The 24,106-nt window shown below is 67.3% G+C and carries 23 protein-coding genes; 22 read left to right on the top strand and 1 reads right to left on the bottom strand.

The genetic code is table 11. The annotated features are described in order from the left end of the window. The first annotated feature begins 73 nt into the window (after positions 1 to 73). The 22 genes from surE (at position 74) to AC07PA_RS32195 (ending at position 23,787) form a co-directional block, all read left to right on the top strand. Positions 74 to 844, top strand: coding sequence for a 5'/3'-nucleotidase SurE (gene surE / locus AC07PA_RS32300; RefSeq protein WP_007860230.1), 771 nt, complete (start codon positions 74 to 76; stop codon positions 842 to 844). Beyond that, positions 844 to 1,647 carry a protein-L-isoaspartate(D-aspartate) O-methyltransferase gene (locus AC07PA_RS32295; RefSeq protein WP_108016339.1) on the top strand — a complete coding sequence of 268 codons (804 nt, stop codon included), beginning with the start codon at positions 844 to 846 and terminating at the stop codon, positions 1,645 to 1,647. The genes surE and AC07PA_RS32295 overlap by 1 nt, the downstream gene beginning before the upstream one ends. A 12-nt stretch (positions 1,648 to 1,659) precedes the next feature. Next, positions 1,660 to 2,562, top strand: coding sequence for a peptidoglycan DD-metalloendopeptidase family protein (locus AC07PA_RS32290; protein ID WP_035202041.1), 903 nt, complete (start codon positions 1,660 to 1,662; stop codon positions 2,560 to 2,562). Beyond that, positions 2,559 to 3,602, top strand: coding sequence for an RluA family pseudouridine synthase (locus tag AC07PA_RS32285; protein ID WP_494610259.1), 1,044 nt, complete (start codon positions 2,559 to 2,561; stop codon positions 3,600 to 3,602). Before AC07PA_RS32290 ends, AC07PA_RS32285 begins: the two co-directional genes overlap by 4 nt. A gap of 202 nt (positions 3,603 to 3,804) precedes the next feature. Beyond that, a complete protein-coding gene (scpB, locus tag AC07PA_RS32280) occupies positions 3,805 to 4,848 on the top strand; it encodes an SMC-Scp complex subunit ScpB (RefSeq protein WP_494610260.1) in 1,044 nt (347 codons plus the stop codon). Next, positions 4,845 to 6,590, top strand: a complete 1,746-nt coding sequence (locus AC07PA_RS32275; RefSeq protein WP_494610261.1) for a pseudouridine synthase — start codon at positions 4,845 to 4,847, stop codon at positions 6,588 to 6,590. The genes scpB and AC07PA_RS32275 overlap by 4 nt, the downstream gene beginning before the upstream one ends. A gap of 98 nt (positions 6,591 to 6,688) precedes the next feature. Continuing rightward, positions 6,689 to 7,114 carry a nucleoside-diphosphate kinase gene (gene ndk / locus AC07PA_RS32270; RefSeq protein ID WP_007848912.1) on the top strand — a complete coding sequence of 142 codons (426 nt, stop codon included), beginning with the start codon at positions 6,689 to 6,691 and terminating at the stop codon, positions 7,112 to 7,114. A gap of 87 nt (positions 7,115 to 7,201) precedes the next feature. After that, the gene (gene rlmN, locus AC07PA_RS32265; protein ID WP_494610262.1) at positions 7,202 to 8,392 is read left to right on the top strand and encodes a dual-specificity RNA methyltransferase RlmN; all 1,191 of its coding nucleotides are present in this window, start codon (positions 7,202 to 7,204) and stop codon (positions 8,390 to 8,392) included. Between the two features lie 26 nt (positions 8,393 to 8,418). Continuing rightward, positions 8,419 to 9,258 (top strand): type IV pilus biogenesis/stability protein PilW, encoded by an 840-nt coding sequence (gene pilW / locus AC07PA_RS32260; protein WP_145699442.1) that lies wholly within the window; start codon positions 8,419 to 8,421, stop codon positions 9,256 to 9,258. Next, the gene (locus AC07PA_RS32255; RefSeq protein ID WP_494610263.1) at positions 9,251 to 10,213 is read left to right on the top strand and encodes a helix-turn-helix domain-containing protein; all 963 of its coding nucleotides are present in this window, start codon (positions 9,251 to 9,253) and stop codon (positions 10,211 to 10,213) included. The genes pilW and AC07PA_RS32255 overlap by 8 nt, the downstream gene beginning before the upstream one ends. Continuing rightward, the gene (ispG, locus tag AC07PA_RS32250) at positions 10,214 to 11,530 is read left to right on the top strand and encodes a flavodoxin-dependent (E)-4-hydroxy-3-methylbut-2-enyl-diphosphate synthase (RefSeq protein ID WP_007848894.1); all 1,317 of its coding nucleotides are present in this window, start codon (positions 10,214 to 10,216) and stop codon (positions 11,528 to 11,530) included. A 173-nt stretch (positions 11,531 to 11,703) separates the two neighbouring features. Further along, positions 11,704 to 12,972: a histidine--tRNA ligase gene (gene hisS, locus AC07PA_RS32245; protein ID WP_494610267.1), complete on the top strand. Its 1,269-nt coding sequence runs from the start codon at positions 11,704 to 11,706 to the stop codon at positions 12,970 to 12,972. Between the two features lie 15 nt (positions 12,973 to 12,987). Next, the gene (locus AC07PA_RS32240; RefSeq protein ID WP_007848888.1) at positions 12,988 to 13,674 is read left to right on the top strand and encodes a YfgM family protein; all 687 of its coding nucleotides are present in this window, start codon (positions 12,988 to 12,990) and stop codon (positions 13,672 to 13,674) included. After that, positions 13,671 to 14,834 (top strand): outer membrane protein assembly factor BamB, encoded by a 1,164-nt coding sequence (bamB, locus tag AC07PA_RS32235; protein ID WP_494610264.1) that lies wholly within the window; start codon positions 13,671 to 13,673, stop codon positions 14,832 to 14,834. Before AC07PA_RS32240 ends, bamB begins: the two co-directional genes overlap by 4 nt. Before the next feature lie 13 nt (positions 14,835 to 14,847). Then, positions 14,848 to 16,191 carry a ribosome biogenesis GTPase Der gene (der, locus tag AC07PA_RS32230; RefSeq protein ID WP_007848875.1) on the top strand — a complete coding sequence of 448 codons (1,344 nt, stop codon included), beginning with the start codon at positions 14,848 to 14,850 and terminating at the stop codon, positions 16,189 to 16,191. 280 nt (positions 16,192 to 16,471) lie between these two features. Next, positions 16,472 to 16,726: an RNA chaperone Hfq gene (gene hfq / locus AC07PA_RS32225; protein WP_007848873.1), complete on the top strand. Its 255-nt coding sequence runs from the start codon at positions 16,472 to 16,474 to the stop codon at positions 16,724 to 16,726. A gap of 63 nt (positions 16,727 to 16,789) precedes the next feature. Further along, on the top strand, positions 16,790 to 17,968 hold the full coding sequence (gene hflX, locus AC07PA_RS32220; RefSeq protein WP_494610265.1) for a GTPase HflX: 1,179 nt from the start codon (positions 16,790 to 16,792) through the stop codon (positions 17,966 to 17,968). Positions 17,969 to 18,021: 53 nt separating this feature from the next. Further along, positions 18,022 to 19,404, top strand: coding sequence for an FtsH protease activity modulator HflK (hflK, locus tag AC07PA_RS32215; RefSeq protein ID WP_145699446.1), 1,383 nt, complete (start codon positions 18,022 to 18,024; stop codon positions 19,402 to 19,404). Between the two features lie 9 nt (positions 19,405 to 19,413). After that, a complete protein-coding gene (hflC, locus tag AC07PA_RS32210; RefSeq protein ID WP_007848868.1) occupies positions 19,414 to 20,325 on the top strand; it encodes a protease modulator HflC in 912 nt (303 codons plus the stop codon). 205 nt (positions 20,326 to 20,530) lie between these two features. Then, positions 20,531 to 21,679 (top strand): ATP phosphoribosyltransferase regulatory subunit, encoded by a 1,149-nt coding sequence (locus AC07PA_RS32205; protein ID WP_007848867.1) that lies wholly within the window; start codon positions 20,531 to 20,533, stop codon positions 21,677 to 21,679. 33 nt (positions 21,680 to 21,712) lie between these two features. Continuing rightward, positions 21,713 to 23,089 (top strand): adenylosuccinate synthase, encoded by a 1,377-nt coding sequence (locus AC07PA_RS32200; protein WP_145699447.1) that lies wholly within the window; start codon positions 21,713 to 21,715, stop codon positions 23,087 to 23,089. 173 nt (positions 23,090 to 23,262) lie between these two features. Further along, positions 23,263 to 23,787, top strand: a complete 525-nt coding sequence (locus AC07PA_RS32195) for a phosphoribosyltransferase (protein ID WP_007847579.1) — start codon at positions 23,263 to 23,265, stop codon at positions 23,785 to 23,787. 96 nt (positions 23,788 to 23,883) lie between these two features. Here AC07PA_RS32195 and AC07PA_RS32190 read toward each other — a convergent pair. Then, on the bottom strand, positions 23,884 to 24,106 hold a 223-nt coding region (locus AC07PA_RS32190), incomplete at its 5' end, for a hypothetical protein (protein WP_494610266.1).

The raw sequence follows: 24,106 nt of genomic DNA, 5'->3' as shown, positions 1-24,106 counted from the left end.
ATGTCCCCCGAGCGACCGGGGCCCGCCCGCTTCGGTCGCGTCCTACAATCCCAGGCAAACCCGATCCCAATCCATGAAGATCCTGATTTCCAACGACGACGGCTTCCAGGCCCCTGGCATTGTGGCGCTGCACGACGCGCTCAAGACACTGGCGGGTGTGGAGGTGGAAGTGGTCGCGCCCGAGCACAACAACAGTGCCAAATCGAACGCGCTGACCCTGCATTCGCCCCTGTCCGTGCACAAGGCGGCCAATGGTTTTCGCTATGTGAACGGCACGCCGGCCGACTGCGTGCACATCGCGCTCACCGGGCTGCTGGGCTACCGCCCCGACCTGGTGGTCTCGGGCATCAACAACGGCGCCAACATGGGCGACGACACCATCTATTCGGGCACCGTGGGGGCGGCCATGGAGGGCTACCTCTTCGGCGTGCCGGCGATTGCGTTCTCCCAGGTGGACAAGGGCTGGGGCGAGATCGAGGCGGCCGCCGCCAAGGCGCGCGAGATCGTCGAGCAGATGCGGGCGCAGAGCCTGGTGACCGAGGTGCCCTGGCTGCTCAACGTGAACATCCCCAACATGCCGCTGGCGGCGCTCAAGCCCATCAAGCTGTGCCGGCTGGGGCGCCGGCATGCGGCCGAGCGCGTGATCGTGCAGGAGAGCCCGCGCGGCGAGGCGATGTACTGGATCGGCAATGCGGGCGCGGCCAAGGACGATGCCGAGGGCACGGATTTCCATGCCACGGCGCAGGGGCATGTGGCCATCACCCCCCTCAAGGTGGACCTCACGGACCACGACAACCTGGGCTACTGGGCGCAGACCGCCTCGAAGCTCGCGGCGGGCATGTGATGCAGCGACGTCCGGGCTTTCCCGCCAGGCTCCCGGGCAGCGGTACGCCAGCGCCGCGCCCGGCTGGATCGGGTGTGGGCGCAGGCGCCCCCAAGGGCGCCGGCGCCGGGCTGGGCCAGCGGGCTCCGGCCGCCACGGCCGTGGGCGTGGGGCTCGATTCGGCAGCGGTGCGCAACCGCATGGTGCAAAAACTCGCGGCCGGGGGCATCACCTCGCCCGCCGTGCTGCAGGCGCTGGCGACGGTGGAGCGCCACCGCTTCGTCGACAGTGGCCTGGTCAACCAGGCGTACGAAGACACCAGCCTGCCGATCGGCCTGGGGCAGACGATTTCCAAGCCCAGCGTGGTGGCGCGCATGTGCGAGCTGCTGCTGTCGGCCGAGAGCGCCCGGCCGGCCGGCCTGGGCCGGGTGCTGGAGATCGGTACCGGCTGCGGTTACCAGGCGGCCGTGCTGGGCCTGCTGGCGCGCGAGGTGTACACCATCGAGCGCCTGCGCGGCCTGCACGACAAGGCGCGCGACAACCTGCGCCCGTTTCGCCTGGCCAATGTGCACCTGATGCTGGGCGACGGCATGGTCGGTTACGCCAAGGGCGCGCCCTACGCGGCCATCATTGCCGCAGCCGGCGGCGATGCCGTGCCACAGGAATGGTGCGACCAGCTGGCGGTGGGCGGGAGGCTGGTGGCACCCATGGCGGTGGCCGGCGGCCAGCAGATGTTGCTCGTGATTGACAAGACCCCGCACGGGTTGAAACAAAGCGTGCTCGAGCCGGTTCATTTTGTCCCTCTAAAATCGGGGATTGCCTGAAGGGAAATGCTTATGTTGGTATCGCGTGGTCTTGTTGCAGGGTTTACCGTGGCGTTGCTGCTGGCTGGCTGTGGAACCCGAATGAACAAGGCCCCTGTGGAGGACCGGGGAACCTACGCCGGGGCCATGACCACGACCGGGTCGCCGCAGCCCGGTGGGGTGGCCGCGCCCATCAAACCCCTGCCTGGAGCGGAGAATGCCGGAAAGCCCGGTTACTACACCGTCAAGCCGGGAGATACGCTGATCCGCATCGGCCTGGAAAACGGCCAGGGCTGGAAGGACATCGCGCGCTGGAACAACCTGACGAACCCCGATCTGATCGAGGTGGGCCAGGTGTTGCGCGTCGTCGCGCCGGGCACGACCCCGCCGCCCGTGATCGCCGCCGATACCGGCGTGGTCACGCGCCCGGTGACCTCCACGACCATCACGCCATCGGCGCCGACGGCCACCCCGTTGCCGCCCGCCTCCACCGCCAGTGGCGCCAAGCCGACCACGCCGCCGCCGGCTGTGGTGGCAGCGCCCACGCCGGCACCGAGCGCCGGCGAGGACGACCTGAACTTCATCTGGCCTGCATCGGGCTCGCTGCTGGCCGGCTTTGACGAGGCCCGCAACAAGGGCTACGACATCTCCGGCAAGGCCGGCGATGCGGTGCTGGCAGCCGCGGATGGCCGCGTGGTCTATTCCGGTGCCGGCCTGCGGGGCTACGGCAACCTGGTGATCCTCAAGCACAACAACACCTTCCTCACGGCCTACGCGCACAACCAGACGCTGCTGGTCAAGGAAGACCAGTCCGTGCGCAAGGGCCAGAAGATCGCCGAGATGGGCAGCACCGACGCCGACCGCGTGAAGCTGCACTTCGAGATCCGCCGCAACGGCAAGCCGGTGGACCCCGCGCGCTACCTGTCGGCGCGTTGAGCGCCGTGGTGGTGGCGCCCGCCCAAGCCCCTGAATCCGGCCTGTCCGGCCAGCCTGGCAGCCCTGACGAGGAGTGGGCCGGCGAGGAGGCGGGAGGGGCCGACGAGGCCGAGGTGCGCCAGATGCAGGTGGGCACGGCCCAGCATGCGGCGCGCCTGGACAAGGCGCTGGCCGAGCTGGTGCCCGAGTTCTCGCGCAGCTACCTGCAGCAACTGCTGGGCCAGGGGCTGGTGCGGATCAACGGGCAGCCGGCCACCAAACCCTCGCTCAAGGTCAAGGCCGGCGATGCCCTGGCGCTGGAAATGCGCCCCACGCAGCAAAGCCAGGCCTTTCGGCCCGAGGCGATGGACATCGACGTGGTCTACGAGGACGAGCACCTGCTGGTGGTCAACAAGCCCGCCGGGCTGGTGGTGCATCCGGCCCCCGGCAACTGGAGCGGTACCCTGCTCAACGGCCTGCTAGCGCGGGACGCCAAGGCGCTTATGGTGCCGCGTGCAGGCATCGTGCACCGGCTGGACAAGGACACCAGCGGCCTGATGGTGGTGGCGCGCGAGCGTTCCACCATGGACGCACTGGTGGCCATGATCGCCGCGCGCAGCGTGCACCGCCAGTACCTGGCGCTGGCCCACAAGCCCTGGGCGGGCCCGGCCCGGCGCACGGTGCAGGAGCCCATCGGCCGCGACCCGCGCAACCGCCTGCGCATGGCCGTGGTGGACCTGGCCAGCCATGCCGGCAAACCGGCGCGCACGGATTTCCGCCTGCTCGAAGGGGTGGGCGCGGGCTGCTGGGTGGAGTGCACGCTGCACACCGGCCGCACGCACCAGATCCGCGTGCACATGGCCTCCATCGGCCATCCGCTGGTGGCCGACGTGCTCTATGGTGGCGCCCCGGTGGGGGCCCTGCAGCGCCAGGCGCTGCATGCCTTTCGCCTGGCGTTCACCCATCCGGTCACCGGCCAGCCGCTGGAACTGCATGCGCCGCTGCCCCCGGACATGGGCGCTGCCCTGTCTTTCTGGGGCCTGCGTTACAATGGCGCATAGCGAAACGCAGTATCTGTGTTTCCAGGCCTGACCGGCCCTGGGGCGTGCACACCGCGCCCCGAACCCGAAGACGGAATCCCGCCGGGCCCCCAGCGTCGCGCCAGCGGCCGCGCAGTTTGCGCCCCTTGATGGATGAAATCCCTGCTGCTGGTGCGGCCCCTGTCACGACACGTGCCGCCTTTTTTCCCGGAATCGCTGAACCATGAACACGGTGGATGCCAAACGGGTCCTTGAGACTGCCCTGATTTGCGCGCAGCAGCCGGTGGCGCTGCGCGAGATGCGGGTGCTGTTCAATGACGCCCTGGGTACGGACACGCTCAAGCTGCTGCTGCTCGACCTGCAGCGCGACTGGGCCCACAGGGGGGTGGAGCTGGTGCAGGTGGCCACGGGCTGGCGCCTGCAGAGCCGCCCTGAAATGCGCGAGTACCTGGATCGGCTGCACCCCGAGAAGCCGCCCAAGTACACGCGTGCCACGCTGGAGACGCTGGCCATCATTGCCTACCGGCAGCCGGTGACGCGCGGGGACATCGAGGACATCCGCGGGGTGACGGTCAACAGCCTGATCATCAAGCAGCTCGAGGACCGCGGCTGGGTCGAGGTGATCGGCCACCGCGAGACGGTGGGCCGGCCTTCGCTGTTCGCCACCACGCGCCAGTTCCTTGATGACCTGGGCCTGGCCTCGCTGGACCAGTTGCCCATGCTGGAGGACGCCTCGGGCCATGCAAACGTGCTGGAGGCCATGGCTGCCGCGGCGCAGGGCGTGATCGAGGAGCCGGCGGAGGAAGAGGGCGCGGCGGAAGCTGCGCAGCAGCCCGAGGGCGATGCCCCGGAGCCGCCGATCAGCGAGCCGGCCGATGGCGGCGCCACCACGGCCGGGCCTGTCCTGCAGACCCTCGCTGGCCTGGAGGGTGGGGCTGTGCCGGAGGAGGACGCCGATGCCAACGGTTACCACGACGATGACGACGATGACGATGGGCTGGTGGCAGCCGCTGCTGCGTGGGCATTGGACGCCGCCGAGGTCTTGCTGCCGGACGATGTGCCGGGCGGGGCCGAGGAGGGCGGGGCTGCGCAGTCGGGCGGAGCGGTGCGGCTCGATGGCGACAGCCATCTGGTGGCCGGCGACGATGCGGCCCAGGCAGGTACCGCTTTGAGTGCGGACGATTTGAACAAGACGGAGCGGGGCGACGATGCTTCCCGCGACGATGATGAGGATGCCCCACAGGGCGTCCCGGGAAAGCTGACATGAACGACGATTCGACGACCCCCGACCCCGCCACCTCCGGTGCCGAGGCTTCCACACCGCCTGCCAAGCCACGCCGCGCGCCGCGCAAGAAGGTGGTGGCCGACGATGCAGCCACTGCCGTGGCGCCCGCCGAGGCCGCGGTGCAGCCGGCTGCAGAGGCCGAGCCTGCGGTGAAAAAGCCCCGCAAGCCGCGCCAGCCCCGCGCAGAGGCCGACGTGGCTGTGGTGGCCGAAGCGCCCCAGGCGCAGGAGCCCGCGCCGCAGCTCGTAGTGCAGGAGGTGCTGCCCCTGGCCGAAGTGCAGTCCGTGGCCGCCCAGGACGCCCCAGCTGCTGCTGGCGACGCAGAGGATGCGGCACCGCCGGTGCTGGTCGACCGCGCGCCCGGCGCGCGCATCTATGGCGATGCCCCGCGCGCCGAACGTGGCGATGGCCAGGAGCGCCGGGACGGCCGCAAGGAGGGGCATGGCAAGGGCCAGTCCCACCCTGGCCCGAAGGGTCCCAAGGGCCCCAGGCCGCAGCAGGGCGTGCAGGGCTACCAGTTCGAGGACGTGGTCTCCGGCCAGTTCGATGCGGATGAGGAATCCGACGAGGCGGTGCCCCTCAAGCGCGTGCTGCTGCCCCAGGTGGAAACGCCCAAGCTGCACAAGGTGCTGGCGCAGGCCGGCCTGGGTTCGCGGCTGGAGATGGAGCAGCTCATTCTGGAGGGCCGCATCTCGGTCAACAGCGAGCCGGCCCACATCGGCCAGCGCATCCAGTATGGCGACCAGGTCAAGGTCAACGGCAAGCCCATCCGCTACCGCATCGACCCGCCGCCGGCGCGTGTCATCGCCTACCACAAGCCCGTGGGCGAGGTGGTCTCGCACGACGACCCGCAGAACCGCCCCACGGTGTTTCGCAAGCTGCCACGCCTGCAGCAGGGCAAGTGGCAGTCCGTCGGTCGACTGGACCTGAACACCGAAGGCCTGCTGCTGTTCACCAGTTCGGGCGAGCTGGCCAACAAGCTCATGCACCCGCGCTTCGGCCTGGAGCGCGAGTACGCCGTGCGCGTGCTCGGCGCCCTGAGCAACGAGGAAAAAGCCAAGCTGATCGAGGGCGTGCGCCTGGACGATGGCATGGCCGCCTTCGGCTCCATCGAGGATGGCGGCGGTGAGGGTGCCAACTGCTGGTACCGCGTGACCATTTCCGAAGGCCGCAACCGCGAGGTGCGGCGCATGCTGGAGTCGGTGGGCCATGCGGTCAGCCGGCTCATCCGCATCCGCTACGGCGCCATGGTGCTGCCGCGCGGCCTCAAGCGCGGCGCCTTCCTGGAGCTGGACGAAAGCGACATCCGGGCCCTGGTGAAGGCCGCCGGTGCCGGGCGTGACCCGGTCGAAGACCGTGGCGATGCCGCGCCGGGCGAAAGCGCCCCGGCAGGCAACAAGCGCGGCAACAACATGCGCCGCGGCGGCCCGCGCGGCGATGGCAGCCGCCGTGACCAACCGCCGGGCGCGGGTGGTGGCAACGGCCCGCGCGGCCAGAAGCCCCGCCGCGATGGCGGTGGTGGGCAGGGCGGCCGGGGTGGCAATGGCGGTGGAGGCAACAACAATGCCGACCGCGCGCGCGGCGGCTCGGCCCAGCCCGATCCGATGAAGACCTCGGTCGGCTACATCGGCACCGACAGCCTGTCGCGCCATCGCCAGGCGCAACGCGCGCCCGGTGGCGGCGGCGGCGGCGGTGGTGGTCCCCGCCGCGGCCGTGGCCGTTGATTCACAGGGGTTTCCCCGTGCAAGGTTAGAATCGAGGGTTTTGTCCACTGGGCAAAAGAATCCGCACCGTTTATATCAATCCAATCAGGAAAATCACCATGGCAATCGAACGCACTCTCTCCATCATCAAGCCTGACGCAGTCGCCAAGAACGTGATCGGCCAGATCTACGCCCGTTTCGAAGCCGCCGGCCTGAAGGTCGTGGCTGCCCGCATGGTGCACCTGTCGCGCCTGGAAGCCGAGCAGTTCTACGGCGTGCACAAGGCACGCCCCTTCTTCAAGGACCTGGTGGACTTCATGATCTCCGGCCCCGTGATGATCCAGGCCCTGGAAGGCGAAAACGCCATCCTGAAGAACCGCGAACTGATGGGCGCCACCGACCCCAAGAAGGCAGAAGCCGGCACCATCCGCGCTGACTTCGCCGACAGCATCGATGCCAACGCCGTGCACGGTTCGGACGCTGCCGAAACGGCTGCCGTGGAAATCGCTTTCTTCTTCCCCGGCCTGAACATTTACACCCGCTGAGATGGTGGTCCCCATGCTTGAGCCCACCCCGGTGGGGCGGCCGCACCATGGGGACGACTGCGAGCGGTTACCCGAAGGGATGCCGCTATGACGACCACGACTGAAACGACCGCTGCGGTCGCCGTGCCTGCCGCCAAGGCAGTGGCGAGCCCGGCGACAGGCACCAACCTGCTCGAATTCGACCTCGACGGGCTGGCCGCCTTTTGCGAGAAGCTCGGTGAGAAGCGCTTTCGCGCGACCCAGCTGTTCCGCTGGATCCACCAGCGCGGCGCGCACGATTTCGATGCCATGAGCGACCTGGCCAAGGCGCTGCGCGACAAGCTCAGGGGTTGTGCGCATGTGCAGGCGTTGCCGGTCATCACCGAGCATGTCTCGGCCGACGGCACCGTCAAGTGGCTGTTCGATGTGGGCGGTGGCAATGCCGTCGAGGCGGTCTTCATTCCTGAGGACGATCGCGGCACGCTGTGCATCTCCTCCCAGGCCGGCTGCGCCGTGGGATGCCGTTTCTGCTCCACCGGCCACCAGGGCTTCAGCCGCAACCTCACCACAGGTGAAATCGTGGCGCAGCTGTGGTTTGCCGAGCATGCTCTGCGCAAGCGCCTGGGCAAGGACGAGCGCGTCATCTCCAACGTGGTGATGATGGGCATGGGCGAGCCCCTGCAGAATTATTCGGCCCTGGTGCCGGCCCTGCGCGTGATGCTGGACGACCATGCCTATGGGCTGTCGCGCCGCCGCGTGACGGTGTCGACCTCCGGCGTGGTGCCCATGATCGACCGGCTGGCCCAGGACTGCCCCGTGGCCCTGGCCGTTTCGTTGCATGCGCCCAACGATCCGCTGCGCGACAACCTGGTTCCCCTGAACCGCAAGTACCCGATCGAAGAGCTGCTGGCTGCGTGCAACCGCTACCTGGAACATGCGCCGCGCGACTTCATCACCTTCGAATACTGCATGCTGGACGGGGTCAACGACCAGATCGAGCATGCGCGGCAACTGATCGAGCTCGTGAAGCCCGCACGCGGCGAGGGCGTGCGCTGCAAGTTCAACCTGATCCCGTTCAACCCGTTTCCTGCGTCGGGCCTTTTGCGTTCTTCACACGCGCAGGTGCAGGCCTTTGGCAAACTGCTGAGCGACGCGGGCATCGTGACCACGGTGCGCAAGACGCGCGGTGACGATATCGATGCCGCCTGTGGTCAATTGGCCGGTGACGTGAAAGATCGCACAAAAGCCGCGGAACGCATGGCCAGACAGCGCACAATCGCGCTCAAACCGGTGACCTGACACAACAAACTTGAAGGAGGCTCTACATGGTGGGATTGGTTGAACGCTGGCAGCGCATGGGCCGCTCTGCGCTCCTGGCCTGTGGGGTGGTGGCATGCGTGGCAGGGTTTTCGGGCTGCACGAGCACCAGCAGTGGCGGCACATCGGCCGCCCAGGGTGGTGCTGCTGTCTTCACCCCCTCCGACGAGCCCGAGGCGCGCCGCCGCGCGCGCATCCGCCTGGAGCTGGCGACCAATTACTTCGAGAACGGGCAGACCACCGTGGCGCTGGACGAAGTCAAGCAGGCCCTGGTCGCCGATCCTACCTATGCCGATGCCTTCAGCCTGCGCGGCCTGATCTACCTGCGGCTCAACGAGTTCGGCCAGGCCGAAGAGAGCTTTCGCCGCGCACTCGGCCTGCGCGGCAACGACCCCAACCTGCTGCACAACCTGGGCTGGCTGCACTGCCAGCAGCGCAAGTACGCCGAGGCCGACCAGAGCTTCGTGACGGCGCTGGCCAACCCGGCCTACACCGCGCGCGGCAAAACGCTGATGGCGCGCGGCCTGTGCCAGGTGGAAGCCGGCCAGGTGGCCGAGGCCGAGCAGTCGCTGCTCAAGGCCTACGAGCTCGATGCCTCCAACCCGGTGGTGGGCTACCACCTGTCCAATCTTCTGATGCGCCGCAATGAGCTCACGCGGGCGCAGTTCTATATCCGCCGCCTGAACAACAGCGATTTCGCCAACGCCGAAACGCTGTGGCTGGGCATCAAGGTCGAGCACGGCCTGGGCGACGCGGTCGCGCTGCGCCAACTGGGTGATCAATTGCGCAGGCGCTTCCCAGATGCGCGTGAGACGGGTGCCTATCAGCGTGGGGCTTTCAATGAGTGATTCGGTGGCAGGGGTTGCGGTGCATGAAGAGGCACCTGGTGGAACGGGGGGGCGCACGGCCGGGACATTGCTGCGCGAGGCGCGCATGGAGGCCGGCCTGCACATCGCGGCGCTGGCCGTGGCCCTGAAGGTACCGGTCGCCAAGCTGGAGGCCCTGGAGGCCGACAATTTCGCGGTGCTGCCCGACACGGTGTTCGTGCGCGCCCTGGCCTCGAGTGTGTGCCGTACCCTGAAGATCGACGCGGCGCCCATCCTGGCGCTGCTGCCGCAGAGCAAGAGCCCGCGCCTGGTGGCGGGCAATGCCGGGATCAACGCGCCGGTCAAGGGCAGCAGTTCCAGTGCGGGCAATGGCTCCTTCGCGCCGGCATCGTCGGGCGGCAAGAAGTCCTGGGCCATCACCGTGGTGGTGCTGGCCTTGCTGGCGGGGGCCTTGGCCATCATGTTTGTTCCTGCCGATCGCAATCCGTTCGGCAGCAGCGCGGGCGACGAGGCGCCGGCGTCTCCACCCGTCGCCGCGCAGGAGCCCCAGCCCCCGGTGGCTGCGGCCTCTGCTTCCACCTCCACCTCCAGTGTGGCGGTGTCTCCCGCACCTGTCTCGGCGGCGCTGCCTGCGCCTGCGGCAGCTCCTCCGGTTGCGGTGGCGGCCAGTGCGGCCGCCCCGGCCGCCGCTGCCGCTGCTGCGGCATCGACACCCGAAGCGGCTGCGGCCGTCTCGGCCTCCAGCGTGCTGACCCTGAGCGCGCGTGGTGCCTCGTGGGTGCAGGTGCGCGATGCCAGCGGAACCATTGCCCTGCAGAAGAATCTGGCGGTGGGTGAGTCGGTGGCCGTCTCCGGAACCCTCCCCTTGTCTGTGGTGATCGGCCGGGCCGATGTGACCGATGTGTTTGTGCGTGGCAAGCCATTCGCGCTGACCACCGTTTCGCGCGAGAATGTTGCGCGTTTTGAGGTGAAATAAGTGGACAAGTCCCTGACCGATCTGGCCCCGGTTGCCATTGCCCAGCCAGCGCCCCGGCGTTCCCGCCAGGCCCGTGTGGTCTGGGGTTCGCGCGTGGTCACGGTCGGGGGCGATGCGCCGGTGCGCGTGCAGTCCATGACCAATACCGATACGGTGGATGCCATCGGCACCGCCATCCAGGTCAAGGAGCTGGCGCAGGCCGGCTCCGAGTTCGTGCGCATCACCGTCAACACGCCCGAGGCGGCGCAGGCGGTGCCCTACATCCGCGAGCAGCTCGACCGCATGGGCGAGACCGTGCCGCTGGTGGGGGATTTCCACTTCAACGGCCACCGGCTGCTGACCGACTATCCGGATTGCGCGCAGGCGCTGTCCAAGTACCGCATCAACCCCGGCAACGTGGGCAAGGGCGACAAGCGCGACCGCCAGTTCGGCCAGATGATCGAGGCTGCCATCCGCTGGGACAAGGCCGTGCGCATCGGCGTCAACTGGGGCAGCCTGGACCAGGAGCTGCTGGCCCAGCTGATGGACACCAACAGCCGCCGCGCCCAGCCCTGGGAAGCGCGCCAGGTGATGTACGAGGCACTGATCACCTCGGCCATCGAATCGGCGCGCCGCGCGGAAGAAATGGGCCTGAACGGCGACCAGATCATCCTGTCGTGCAAGGTCAGCGGCGTGCAGGACCTGATCTCTGTGTACCGGGCCCTGGCGCAGCGCTGCGACTATGCGCTGCACCTGGGCCTGACCGAGGCCGGCATGGGCACCAAGGGCACGGTGGCCTCGGCCACGGCGCTGTCCATCCTGCTGCAGGAGGGCATTGGCGACACCATCCGCGTGTCCCTGACCCCGCAGCCGGGCGAGGCCCGCACCCAGGAAGTGGTGGTGGCCTCCGAGATCCTGCAGTCGCTGGGCCTGCGCGTGTTCGTGCCCAGCGTGACGGCCTGCCCTGGTTGCGGCCGCACGACCAGCACCACCTTCCAGGAGCTGGCCAAGCAGATCGACGACTACCTGCGCGCGCAGATGCCCGTCTGGCGCGTCAAGTACCCGGGCGTGGAAAAGCTCAAGGTCGCGGTCATGGGCTGCATCGTCAACGGCCCGGGCGAGAGCAAGCATGCCGACATCGGCATCAGCCTGCCCGGCACCGGCGAGGCGCCTGCCGCCCCCGTGTTCATCGACGGCGAGAAGGCCCTCACCCTGCGTGGCGAGAACATCGCCACCGAATTCCACCAACTGGTGGAGAACTACATCGAAAAGCGCTTTGGCGGTTCCCATCCGGTGGCCGCTGCGGCGGTGGGTGCCCCCGACGGCGCACTTGCCTAGCCGGGCGGCCGACGCCCCTGCGACAATCGCACCCGACGGGCCTGACGGCCCAGCGAGGCGGCATTCCTCCCGGAGCCGTCTCCCGCCCCCTATCCAACTGGAAAGCCATTGCTGTGAGTAAAGACGTATCCGCTGCCGCCGCCAAGCCCGAGAAGCTGGTGGCGGTCAAGGGCATGAACGACATCCTGCCGCCCGACTCCGCCCGCTGGGAGTGGCTGGAGGACAAGGTGCGCCAATTGATGGCGCGCTATGCCTACCGCAACATGCGCACGCCCATCGTCGAGCCCACGCCGCTGTTCGTGCGCGGCCTGGGCGAGGTGACCGACATCGTCGAGAAGGAGATGTACTCCTTCGAGGACCGCCTGAACGGAGAGCGCCTGACCCTGCGCCCCGAGGCCACGGCCGGCGTGGTGCGCGCCGTGGTCGAACACTCCATGCTGTACGAGGGCGGCAAGCGCCTGTATTACATGGGCCCGATGTTCCGCCACGAGCGTCCCCAGCGCGGCCGCTACCGCCAGTTCCACCAGATCGGTGCCGAGGCCCTGGGCTTTGGCGGCCCCGAGGTGGACGCCGAGCTGATCCTGCTGGCGAATGCGCTGTGGAAGGAAATCGGTCTGACCAACGTGCGCCTGGAGCTCAACAGCCTGGGCCAGCCCGAGGAGCGCAAGGCGCACCGCGCGGCGCTGATCGCCTACTTCGAGCAGAACGCCGACCAGCTCGACGAAGAGGCGCGCCGCCGCCTGCACGCCAACCCGCTGCGCATCCTGGACACCAAGAACCCGGCCATGCAGGCGCTGGTGAATGCCGCGCCCCGGCTCATCGACTTCCTGGGCGCCGAGTCGCTGGCGCACTTCGATGCGGTCAAGGCCATTCTGGACGCCAACGGCGTGGCCTGGACGGTGAACCCGCGCCTGGTGCGCGGCATGGACTACTACAACCTCACGGTGTTCGAGTTCATCACCGAGCAACTGGGCTCGCAGGGCACCATCTGCGGCGGTGGCCGCTACGACTACCTGATCGAGCAGATCGGCGGCAAGCCGGCGCCTGCCGTGGGCTGGGCCCTGGGCGTGGAGCGCGTGCTCGAGCTGGTCAAGGAGCAGGGCGCCGAGGTGCCGGCCCTGGTGCCGGATGCCTATGCCGTGATCCCCGGCCGTGCCGCCTTGCCGACCGCCATCCGCGTGCTGGAGCAATTGCGGGCGGCGGGCGTGCAGGTGCAGATGCATGGTGCGGCCACGGCCAGCGAAGGCATGGGCAGCATGAAGTCCCAGTTCAAGAAGGCCGATGGCAGCGGCGCGCAGTATGCTTTGGTGTTTGGCGACGACGAGCTTGCCCGCGGCACCGTCACCGTGAAGTCCCTGCGCGATGGCGCAGGGGGTGCCCAGGTGGAGCAACCGCTCGCCCATGTGGCCGATTGGGCCGCCACCCTACAATCCAACCGTTAATTCTTACCTACCTCCATGGCAAATCACTTAGACCTCGAAGAGCAGGAACAACTGGACCAGCTCAAGCATTTCTGGAACCAGTGGGGTACCCTCATCAGCTGCGTGCTGATCGTGGTGTGCGGTTCGCTGGCCGCATGGAACGGTTACCAGTACTGGCAGAGCCGCCAGGCCACCAAGGCCGCGGCGCTGTTCGACGCGGTCGAAGTGGCCAACCGCACCAAGGACCAGGCGCGTGTAGAACAGGCCTTTGGCGACCTCAAGTCCAGCTATGCCGGAACGCCGCAGGCGGCCCAGGCCGGTTTCCTGGTGGCCCGCGGCCTGGTTGAGGCGGCCAAACCCGATGAGGCGCGCGAAGTGCTGGCCTGGGTGGCCGCGAATGCGGGCGACGACGGCTTCAAGGCCCTGGCCAGGCTGCGCCTGGCTGCCGTGCTGACCGAACAGAAGAAGTACGACGAAGCGCTGGCCCAGCTGTCGGGCTCGCTGCCCGCGGCGTTCGACGGCGTCGCCGCCGACCACCGGGGCGACATCCTGATGCTGCAGGACAAGCGCACCGAGGCCCTGGCCCAGTACACCAAGGCCTACAAGGCCATGAGCGAAGACGTGGAATACCGCCGCCTGGTGGAAGTCAAGCTCAACGCACTGGGCGCCAACCCCGCCGCCGAGACCGTGGCTGCCGCCAAGGCGGCGGAGGCCGCCAAATGAGCGCGCGCAATCCATTGCGCCCGGTTCGTGGCCTGGCCTTGCTGGCCCTGGCGGCCGCGCTGGCCGGCTGCTCGATGATGCCCAGCGGCTCGTTCTGGGGCGGCTCGCCCAAGCCCGTGCCGGCCGACCTCGGCGCCAACGTGCCCGTGCTCGGCGTGCGCCAGGCATGGACCGGCAAGGTGGGCGCGGTGGCAGGCCTGTCGCTGGACGTGCGCGTGAGCGGCACCACGGTGACCCTGGCCTCGGCCGATGGCACGGTGGCCGCCATCGACGCCCGCACGGGTGGCGATGTCTGGCGCCTGGCCCTGGCCGAGCCGCTGTCTGCCGGTGTCGGCAGCGATGGCAAGCTGGCTGCCGTGGTGGCGCGCAGCAATGCGCTGATCACCATCGATGCCGGCCGTGAGCGCTGGCGCCAGCCCATGGCCTCGCAGGTCTTCACCGCCCCGCTGGTGGCCGGTGGCCGCGTGTTCGTGCTGGCCGCCGACCGCACCGTGACGGCCTTCGATGCCGCCACGGGCAAGCGCCTGTGGACCCAGCAGCGCCCCGGCGAGCCCCTGGTGCTGCGCCAGGATGGTGTGCTGCTGGCCGTGGGCGACACCCTGGTGGTGGGCCTGTCCGGCCGCCTGGTGGGCCTGAACCCCGACAACGGCAGTGTGCGCTGGGAGGCTCCGCTGGCCACCTCGCGCGGCACCAACGACGTGGAGCGCCTGGTCGAGCTGGTGGGGCGCAGCAGCCGCGTCGGCGAATCCGTGTGCGCCCGGGCCTTCCAGTCGGCCGTGGGCTGCGTGAACACGGTGCGCGGCAACGTCGCCTGGACCCAGCGTGCCGCGGGCGCCGAGGGCATCGACGGCGACAAGGACGCGATCTTCGGCACCGAAAGCAATGGCGCGCTGGTGGCCTGGAACCGCAATGACGGTACGCGCCTGTGGGGCTCTGACCGCCTCAAGCACCGCAAGCTGACCTCGCCGCTGCTGCTGGGCCGCTCGGTGGTGGTGGGCGACGACACGGGCCTGGTGCATCTTCTCTCGCGCACCGACGGGGCCCCCCTCAACCGCCTCACCACCGATAGCTCCGGCATTGCCGCGGCACCGGTGGCGGCGGCCGACACCCTGGTGGTGGTCACCCGCAACGGCGGAGTGTTCGGCTTCCGCCCGGAATAATGGATCGTATTCAATGAAGCCAGTTATCGCCCTCGTGGGGCGGCCGAATGTCGGTAAATCCACGCTGTTCAACCGCTTGACGAAGTCCCGCGACGCGATCGTGGCGGACTTCGCCGGGCTCACGCGTGACCGCCACTACGGCAATGGCAAGCAGGGCAAGCACGAGTACATCGTCATCGACACGGGGGGCTTCGAGCCCGATGCCTCCACCGGCATCTACCGCGAGATGGCCAAGCAGACGCAGCAGGCCGTGGCCGAGGCCGACGTGGTCGTCTTCGTCGTCGATGCGCGCGCCGGTGTCTCGGCACAGGACCATGACATTGCCAACTACCTGCGCCGGCTGTCCAAGCCCTGCGTGCTGGTGGCCAACAAGGCCGAAGGCATGGTCGAGGGCGTGCAGCTGGCCGAGTTCTACGAGCTCGGCCTGGGCGAGGTGTTCCCGGTGTCTGCCGCGCACGGCCAGGGCATTCGCAGCCTGGTGGAGATTGCGCTCGAGCCGCTGAACCTGCCCGACCCCGACGAGGCCGATGCCTCGGACGACAAGAGCGTCATCAAGCTCGCCGTGGCGGGCCGCCCCAACGTGGGCAAGTCCACGCTGATCAACACCTGGCTGGGCGAGGAGCGCCTGGTCGCCTTCGACATGCCGGGCACCACGCGCGATGCGATCACCGTGCCCTTCGAGCGCAACGGCCAGCGCTTCGAGCTGGTGGACACGGCCGGCCTGCGCCGCAAGGGCAAGGTGTTCGAGGCCATCGAGAAGTTCTCGGTGGTGAAGACGCTGCAGGCCATCGAATCGGCCAACGTGGTGCTGCTGCTGCTCGATGCCACGCAGGGCGTGACCGATCAGGACGCGCACATCGCGGGCTACATCCTGGAGAGCGGCCGCGCCGTGGTGCTGGCCGTGAACAAGTGGGACGCCGTGGACGAGTACCAGCGCACGCTGCTGGAGCGTTCCATCGAGAGCCGCCTGTCCTTCCTGAAGTTCGCCTCCATGCACTTCATCTCGGCCAAGAAGCGCCAGGGCCTGGGCCCGCTGTGGACCTCCATCGTGCAGGCGCACAAGGCGGCCACCTGCAAGATGTCCACCCCCGTGCTCACCCGGCTGTTGCTGGAGGCGGTGCAGTTCCAGGCGCCCAAGCGCTCGGGCATGTTCCGCCCCAAGCTGCGCTACGCGCACCAGGGTGGCATGAACCCACCGGTGATCGTGATCCACGGCAACTCGCTGGAGCACGTGACCGACGCCTACAAGCGCTTCCTGGAAGGGCGCTTCCGCAAGGAATTTGATCTGGTGGGTACCCCGCTGCGCATCGAGGTCAAGACGTCCCACAACCCCTTTGTGGACAAGGACGAAGGCTGATTCCGAAGTCCCCCGACCGTATTCGCGGTGGGGGATGGGTAATGCAAGTGCTGCGCTGCAGCATGGTTATTGCAGCGACATGATTCTGTGCATGGCACTCAAGGGTAACCATCTGTTTCTGTGGCTGCATAATCTCCAGAGGCATTTCCCTGGCAAGCACCCCGGTCCGGCGTGAAGAAAGGCCGGGTTGGCGAAAGGCCATGCCAACCGGCGGCAAAACTCTGACTTTGCTGTGGTAAGGTGGTGGTTTACAACAACATTTTTGAACACGGAGAATATCGTGAGCAATAAAGGCCAACTTTTGCAAGATCCTTTCCTGAACGCACTGCGTAGGGAGCATGTGCCCGTTTCCATCTACCTGGTGAACGGTATCAAGCTGCAAGGGCAAATCGAATCGTTCGACCAGTATGTGGTGTTGCTGCGCAATACCGTCACGCAGATGGTCTACAAGCATGCCATCTCCACCATCGTGCCTGGCCGTGCGGTCAATTTCTCGACGGCCGAAACCCCTGATGCAGACGGCGCCGGCAACTGAGTTGCGGCATCCAGTTCAGCATTCAATCCTGGGTCTGATGGTCATGGGCGGAGGCCATCCGCTTTGAGCTCTCCCGCATCTTCTGACGCGGGTGGTGGTGCCTCGGTATTGCTGGTGGGGGTGGACTTCGGTCTTCCCCATTTCGATGGCGAGCTCGAAGAACTGGGCCTGCTCGCGCAGACGGCGGGGCTCAACCCCGTCGCGCGCCTGACCTGCAAGCGCAAGGCGCCCGATGCGGCCCTGTTCGTGGGCAGCGGCAAGGCCGACGAGATCCGCACCCTGGCCCAGATGCACGGTGCGGTGGAGGTGCTGTTCGACCAGTCGCTGAGCCCTGCGCAGCAGCGCAACCTGGAGCGCCACCTGGAGTTGCCGGTCTCCGACCGCACCTTCCTCATCCTCGAAATCTTTGCCCAGCGCGCCCGCAGCCACGAGGGCAAGCTGCAGGTGGAGCTCGCCCGCCTGCAGTACCTGAGCACACGCCTGGTGCGCCGCTGGTCGCACCTGGAGCGCCAGACCGGCGGCATCGGTGCGCGTGGCGGTCCGGGTGAAAAGCAGATCGAACTCGACCGCCGCATGATCGGTGAGGCCATCAAGCGCACGCGCGAGCGCCTGTCCAAGGTCAAGCGCCAGCGTTCCACGCAGCGCCGCCAGCGCGACCGGCGCGATACCTTCACCATCTCGCTGGTGGGCTACACCAACGCCGGCAAGTCCACGCTGTTCAATGCGCTCGTGAAGGCGCGCGCGTATGCGGCCGACCAGTTGTTCGCCACGCTCGATACCACCACGCGCCAGCTGTACCTGGGCGATGCGGGGCGTTCGGTGTCGCTGTCCGACACCGTGGGCTTCATCCGCGACCTGCCGCACGGCCTGGTCGACGCCTTCCAGGCCACGCTGCAGGAGGCGGTCGATGCCGACTTGCTGCTGCACGTGGTCGATGCCTCCAACCCCCATTTCCCCGAGCAGATGGACCAGGTGCAGCGCGTGCTGCACGAGATCGGCGCCGCCGACATTCCGCAGTTGCTGGTGTTCAACAAGCTCGATGCACTCGATGCCGAGCAGCAGCCTGCGTTGCTGGAAGACCAGTACGAAGTGGAAGGGCAGATGGTGCCCCGCCTGTTCGTGAGTGCACGCTCCGGCCAGGGGCTGGACAACCTGCGCCGCGTGCTGTCCGCGCGGGTGCTGGAAGCCCGGGAGGACATGACCCCAGCTGATGCTGCCCCATTGCCAGCCCACGAGGGGTGATTGGGCACAATGCCGTTTTGATCGATGCCACCAGAGAACCAGAGACTTTGCGCATGAATTTCCAAAATCGCACCCTACGCTGGGCTTCGCTGCCAGAACGTATCCGGGGCATGTTCAATCTGAACGACCCCCGCTGGGGCCGTGGCGAAGACAAGCCGGACGACGGCGCCCGCCCGGACGACCGCCAGCCGGCGCAGCCCCCCGCAGGCAACCGCGGGCGCGAGAACAACAAGGGCCAGGGCAACGGCCAGCCGCCGGACCTGGACGAACTGTGGCGTGACCTCAACCGCAAGCTCGGCGGCCTGTTTGGCGGCAAAGGTGGCGGTGGTGGGCGCGGCACGGGGGGCTCCGGCAACGGAGGCTTCCAGCCGCCCGACATGAAGAGCGCGGGCGTGGGCGTGGGCCTGATCGCCGGCATCGTCTTCGTGATCTGGATGGGCACGGGCTTCTTCATCGTGCAGGAAGGCCAGCAGGCCGTGATCACCCAGTTCGGCAAATACAAGAGCACGGTGGGTGCGGGCTTCAACTGGCGCCTGCCTTACCCGATCGAGCGCCACGAGCTGGTGTTCGTGACGCAGATCCGCTCGGCCGACGTGGGCCGCGACAACATCATCAAGAGCACCGGCCTGCGCGAGTCGGCCATGCTGACCGAAGACGAGAACATCGTCGAGATCAAGTTCGCCGTGCAGTACCGCCTGAGCGATGCGCGTGCCTGGCTGTTCGAGAGCAAGAACCCCTCGGACGCCGTGGTGCAGGCCGCCGAGACGGCGGTGCGCGAGGTCGTGGGCAAGATGCGCATGGACACGGCCCTGGCCGAGGAGCGCGACCAGATCGCCCCGCGCGTGCGCGCGCTGATGCAGACCATCCTGGACCGCTACAAGGTCGGTGTCGAGGTCGTGGGCATCAACCTGCAGCAAGGTGGCGTGCGCCCGCCCGAGCAGGTGCAGGCCTCGTTCGACGATGTGCTCAAGGCCGGTCAGGAGCGCGAGCGCGCCAAGAATGATGCCCAGGCCTACGCCAACGATGTGATTCCGCGCGCCGTGGGCTCCGCCTCGCGCCTGAACGAAGAAGCGGCCGCCTACAAGGCCCGCATCGTGGCGCAGGCACAGGGTGATGCGCAACGCTTCTCGTCCGTGCTGGCCGAGTACCAGAAGGCGCCCCAGGTCACGCGCGACCGCATGTACCTGGAAAGCATGCAGCAGATCTATGGCAACGTGACCAAGGTGCTGGTGGATTCCCGCCAGGGCTCCAACCTGCTGTACCTGCCGCTGGACAAGATCATGCAGAGCGTGGCCACGGGCACGCCCGCGGCGCTGGAGTCGCCGCCGGCCAATGCCGCATCGACCGTGGTGCCAACCTTGCCACCGACGTCCACTTTTTCGAATGACCCCCGGGCGCGTGACAGCAGTCGCACACGCGAACGTGAATCCCGCTAGGAGCAGCTCGTGAACAGAGTCGGATTTATCGCATCCACCCTCCTGGTGGTGCTTGCACTCATGAGCTCCATGCTCTTCGTGGTGGACCAGCGCCAGTTCGGCGTGCTCTACGCGCTCGGGCAGATCAAGGAAGTGATCACCGAGCCGGGCCTGAACTTCAAGTTGCCGCCGCCGTTCCAGAACGTGACCTACATCGACAAGCGCCTGCTCACGCTGGACAGCCCCGATACGGAGCCCATGCTCACGGCCGAAAAGCAGCGCGTGGTGATCGACTGGTATGTGCGCTGGCGCATTTCGGAGCCCACCCAATACATCCGCAATGTGGGCCTGGACGAGAGCGCCGGGGCCATGCAGCTCAACCGGGTGGTGCGCAACGCCTTCCAGGAAGAGATCAACAAGCGCACCGTGAAGGAGCTGCTGTCGCTCAAGCGCGAAGCGCTGATGGCCGACGTGAAGCGCGAAGTGCTGGAAACCGTGCGCGGTGCCAAGCCCTGGGGCGTGGATGTGGTGGACGTGCGCATCACGCGCGTCGACTATGTCGAGGCCATCACCGAGTCGGTCTACCGCCGCATGGAGGCCGAGCGCAAGCGCGTGGCCAACGAGCTGCGTTCCACCGGTGCGGCCGAGGGCGAAAAGATCCGCGCCGATGCCGACCGCCAGCGCGAGATCGCCATCGCCAATGCCTACCGCGATGCCCAGAAGCTCAAGGGTGAAGGCGATGCCGAAGCTGCCCGCATCTACGCCGAGGCGTTTGGCCGCGATCCGCAGTTTGCGCAGTTCTACCGCAGCCTGGAGGCCTACAAGTCCAGCTTCAACAAGAAGAGCGACGTGATGGTGGTGGACCCCTCGTCGTCGGAGTTCTTCAAGGCCTTCCGCGGTGGCACAGCGCCCGCGGCGCAGCCTGCGGCACCGCGCAAGTAACACCCCGCGCCTGCGCTTGCCAGGCGCACAGCGGCAGCCCTGCACCGTGGGGTTGCCGCTTTTTTTTGGGGAGCCGCTCCCGTCCGGTGGGACGCGGCAGGCTCCCCGGGTTTTTCCGCCCCGGTCACCCTCGCGGCAGGCCCCCATTTGGGGTGCTTTGCCGGTGCCGGTAGAATCACGGTTTTAACAGCCTCCCCTTTTCTCCATGTCTGCTTGGGTCCTGCCGGATCACATTGCCGATGTCTTGCCGTCCGAAGCGCGGCACATCGAAGAATTGCGTCGCGGGCTGCTCGACACGGCGCGCTGCTATGGCTATGAGCTGGTCATGCCGCCGCTGTTGGAGCACCTTGAATCCCTGCTGACGGGCACTGGCGAGGCACTGGATCTCCAGACCTTCAAGCTGGTGGATCAGCTGTCGGGTCGCTCCATGGGCCTGCGTGCGGACACCACGCCCCAGGTGGCCCGCATCGATGCCCACCTGCTCAACCGCAAGGGTGTGACGCGGCTGTGCTACTGCGGCCCTGTGCTGCACACCCGCCCCGATCGTCCCCATGCCACGCGCGAGCCGCTGCAGTTCGGCGCCGAGATCTACGGCCATGCCGGGCTGGAGGCCGACCTCGAAGCCCTGCAGCTGGCGCGTGAGTGCCTGCGCGTGGCCGAGGTGCGCGACACCACCATCGACCTGGCCGACGTACGCATCGTGCGCAGCCTGCTTGCCGGTGTGGCGGTGGATGCACCGCTGCTCAGCCGTATACATGCCGCCCTGGCGGCCAAGGACGCGAGCGAACTGGCGACGCTGACCCGTGACTTCCCTGCGGCATCGCGCCAGGGGCTGCTGGCGTTGCTGCAGCTGTATGGCGACGAGTCCGTGCTGGCTGAGGCCGACAAGGCCCTGAAGCACATCGCCGGCGTGTCCGAAGTGCTGTCACACCTGCGCTGGCTGGCGTCGCGCCTGGACGGTGCCGTGGTCACCTTCGACCTGGCCGATCTGCGTGGCTACGCCTACTACAGTGGCACCCGCTTTGCCATCTACGGCAAAGGCGCCAGCGATGCGCTGGTGCGCGGCGGGCGCTATGACGAGGTGGGTGCCGTGTTCGGCCGCAACCGGCCTGCGGCCGGCTTCAGCCTGGACATCAAGCAACTGGTGAGCGTGGTGTCCCCGCGCGCCCTGAAGGCCGCCATCCGCGCGCCCTGGGGCGAGGCGAGCGATGTGAATGCCGCCATTGCCGCGCTGCGCCGCCAAGGCGAGACGGTGGTATGTGTTCTGCCTGGGCATGGGAGCGAAGTCGATGAGTTCCACTGTGACCGAGAGCTGGTGCAGATTGCGGGCCAGTGGGTCGTGCAGGCTGTTTGATCGAGTTAATTGCAATTGAGAATTGGGTCTGAGATGAAAGCAACCAAAGGTCGCAACGTAGTGGTGGTCGGAACCCAATGGGGTGACGAAGGCAAGGGCAAGCTGGTCGACTGGCTCACCGAGAGCGCGCAGGGCGTGGTCCGGTTCCAGGGTGGTCACAATGCCGGCCACACCCTGGTCATCAACGGCGTGAAGACTGCGCTGCACCTGATCCCCAGCGGCATCATGCGCCCGGGCGTCAAGTGCTACATCGGCAACGGTGTGGTGCTGTCGGCCGCCAAGCTCTTCGAGGAAATCGAAGGCCTGGAGAAGGCGGGCGTCGAAGTGCGCTCGCGCCTACGCATCAGCGAGGCCTGCCCGCTGATCCTGCCGTTCCACGCCGCCATCGACGTGGCGCGCGAGGCTGCACGCGAGCAGGGCGGCACCGAGAAGATCGGCACCACCGGCCGCGGTATCGGCCCCGCCTACGAAGACAAGATCGCCCGCCGCGCCCTGCGCGTGCAGGACCTCAAGTACCCCGAGCGTTTCGCCGCCAAGCTGCGCGAGCTGCTGGACCTGCACAACCATGTGCTCACCACCTACCTGGGCTCGTCCAAGTTTGTCTTCGGCGATGCCTTGAAGCCCTACATCCAGGACGGCAAGGTGCAGTTCGACGTGGTGTACGCCGAAGCCATGCGCCATGCCGAGCTGCTCAAGCCCATGATGGCCGACGTTTCGCGTGAACTGAACGAAGCCAACAAGGCCGGTGCCAACCTGCTGTTCGAAGGCGCGCAGGGCACGCTCCTCGACGTGGACCACGGTACCTACCCGTATGTGACCTCCAGCAACTGCGTGGCCGGCAACGCCGCCGCCGGCTCGGGCGTGGGCCCTGGCATGCTGCACTACATCCTGGGCATCACCAAGGCCTACTGCACCCGCGTCGGGGGCGGTCCGTTCCCGACGGAGCTTGACTGGGAAGTGCCTGGCACGCCCGGCTACCACATGAGCACCGTGGGTGCCGAGAAGGGTGTGACCACCGGACGCAGCCGCCGCTGTGGCTGGTTCGATGCCGCGCTGCTCAAGCGCAGCGCCCAGGTCAACGGCCTGTCGGGCCTGTGCATCACCAAGCTCGACGTGCTCGACGGCCTGACCGAGTTGCTGCTGTGCACCGGTTATGAACTCGACGGCGAAAAGATCGACCTGCTGCCCATGGGCGCGGAAGACATCGCACGCTGCACGCCGATCTACGAAACCCTGCCGGGTTGGACGGAAACCACTGTGGGCGTGACCGAGTACGCCAAGCTGCCCGAGGCAGCACGCCGCTACCTGGAGCGCATTGCCGAAGTCACCGGTGTGCCGGTCGACGTGATCTCCACCAGCCCGGACCGCGACCACACCATCATGATGCGCCACCCCTACGTGGCCGACTGACCTGCCATGCCGCTGCCCTGGCCTCGCACCGGCAGGGCGGTGCCGCATGGCGCCATGTGCTGCGCGGCAAACGCATTTTTCGTATTCCCTCTATATAGCGATGAGGGGTTGCCCTGGCGCTGTTGCCGTGTGATCCTCTCATCTACAAGCCATCACCCCCAGGAGCCCCGCCCATGTTGACCGAAGACGGCAAACACCTGTATGTCAGTTATGACGAGTACCACAGCCTGATCGAAAAGCTGGCGCTCAAGGTGCACCAGTCGGACTGGGAGTTCGACACCATCCTGTGCCTGGCACGCGGTGGCCTGCGCCCCGGTGACATCCTGAGCCGCATCTTCGACAAGCCCCTGGCCATCATGTCCACCAGCTCCTACCGCGCCGAAGCCGGCACGGTGCAGGGCCACCTCGACATCGCCCGTTTCATCACTACCCCCAAGGGCGAAATCGCCGGCAAGGTGCTGCTGGTGGACGACCTGGCCGATTCGGGCCACACCCTGCATGCCGTGATCGACATGCTCAGGACCAACTACGCACCCATTACGGAACTGCGCAGCGCCGTCATCTGGACCAAGGGCATGTCGACGTTCACGCCCGACTACTCGGTGGAGTTCCTGCCCACCAACCCCTGGATCCACCAGCCCTTCGAAGGCTATGACAGCCTGAGCCCTGCCAAGCTGCTGGAAAAGTGGCGCGTGTGACGGGCCCTGGCGCCGGACACAGCAAACAAGAGGAGGGCGCAAGCCCTCCTTTTTTCTTGGAGACTCCCGCGCTGGCTGCCTGGGTAGCCCCCATGGTCATGCAAATTCCTCGGGTTTTCCCTGCGGCCCCTCCAAAGTGGTGCTATAGTTGAGGGCTTCGCTACCAAGACCTCTGTTCTGCAGAAGTCGGTCGGTTGAAGATGCTGCTTCGGTGGTGTTTTCGGCGGTTTGGGTAGGTCGAAGCGGGGTTTGAAAAAACTTCGGTAGTTTTAGAAAAGTCGCTGATTTCTCGGTATACAATCTAAGGCTGCGCTGACAA

Source organism: Acidovorax sp. GW821-FHT09B03, from assembly GCF_059418305.1.
This window is presented reverse-complemented; position numbering and strand designations above follow the sequence as displayed.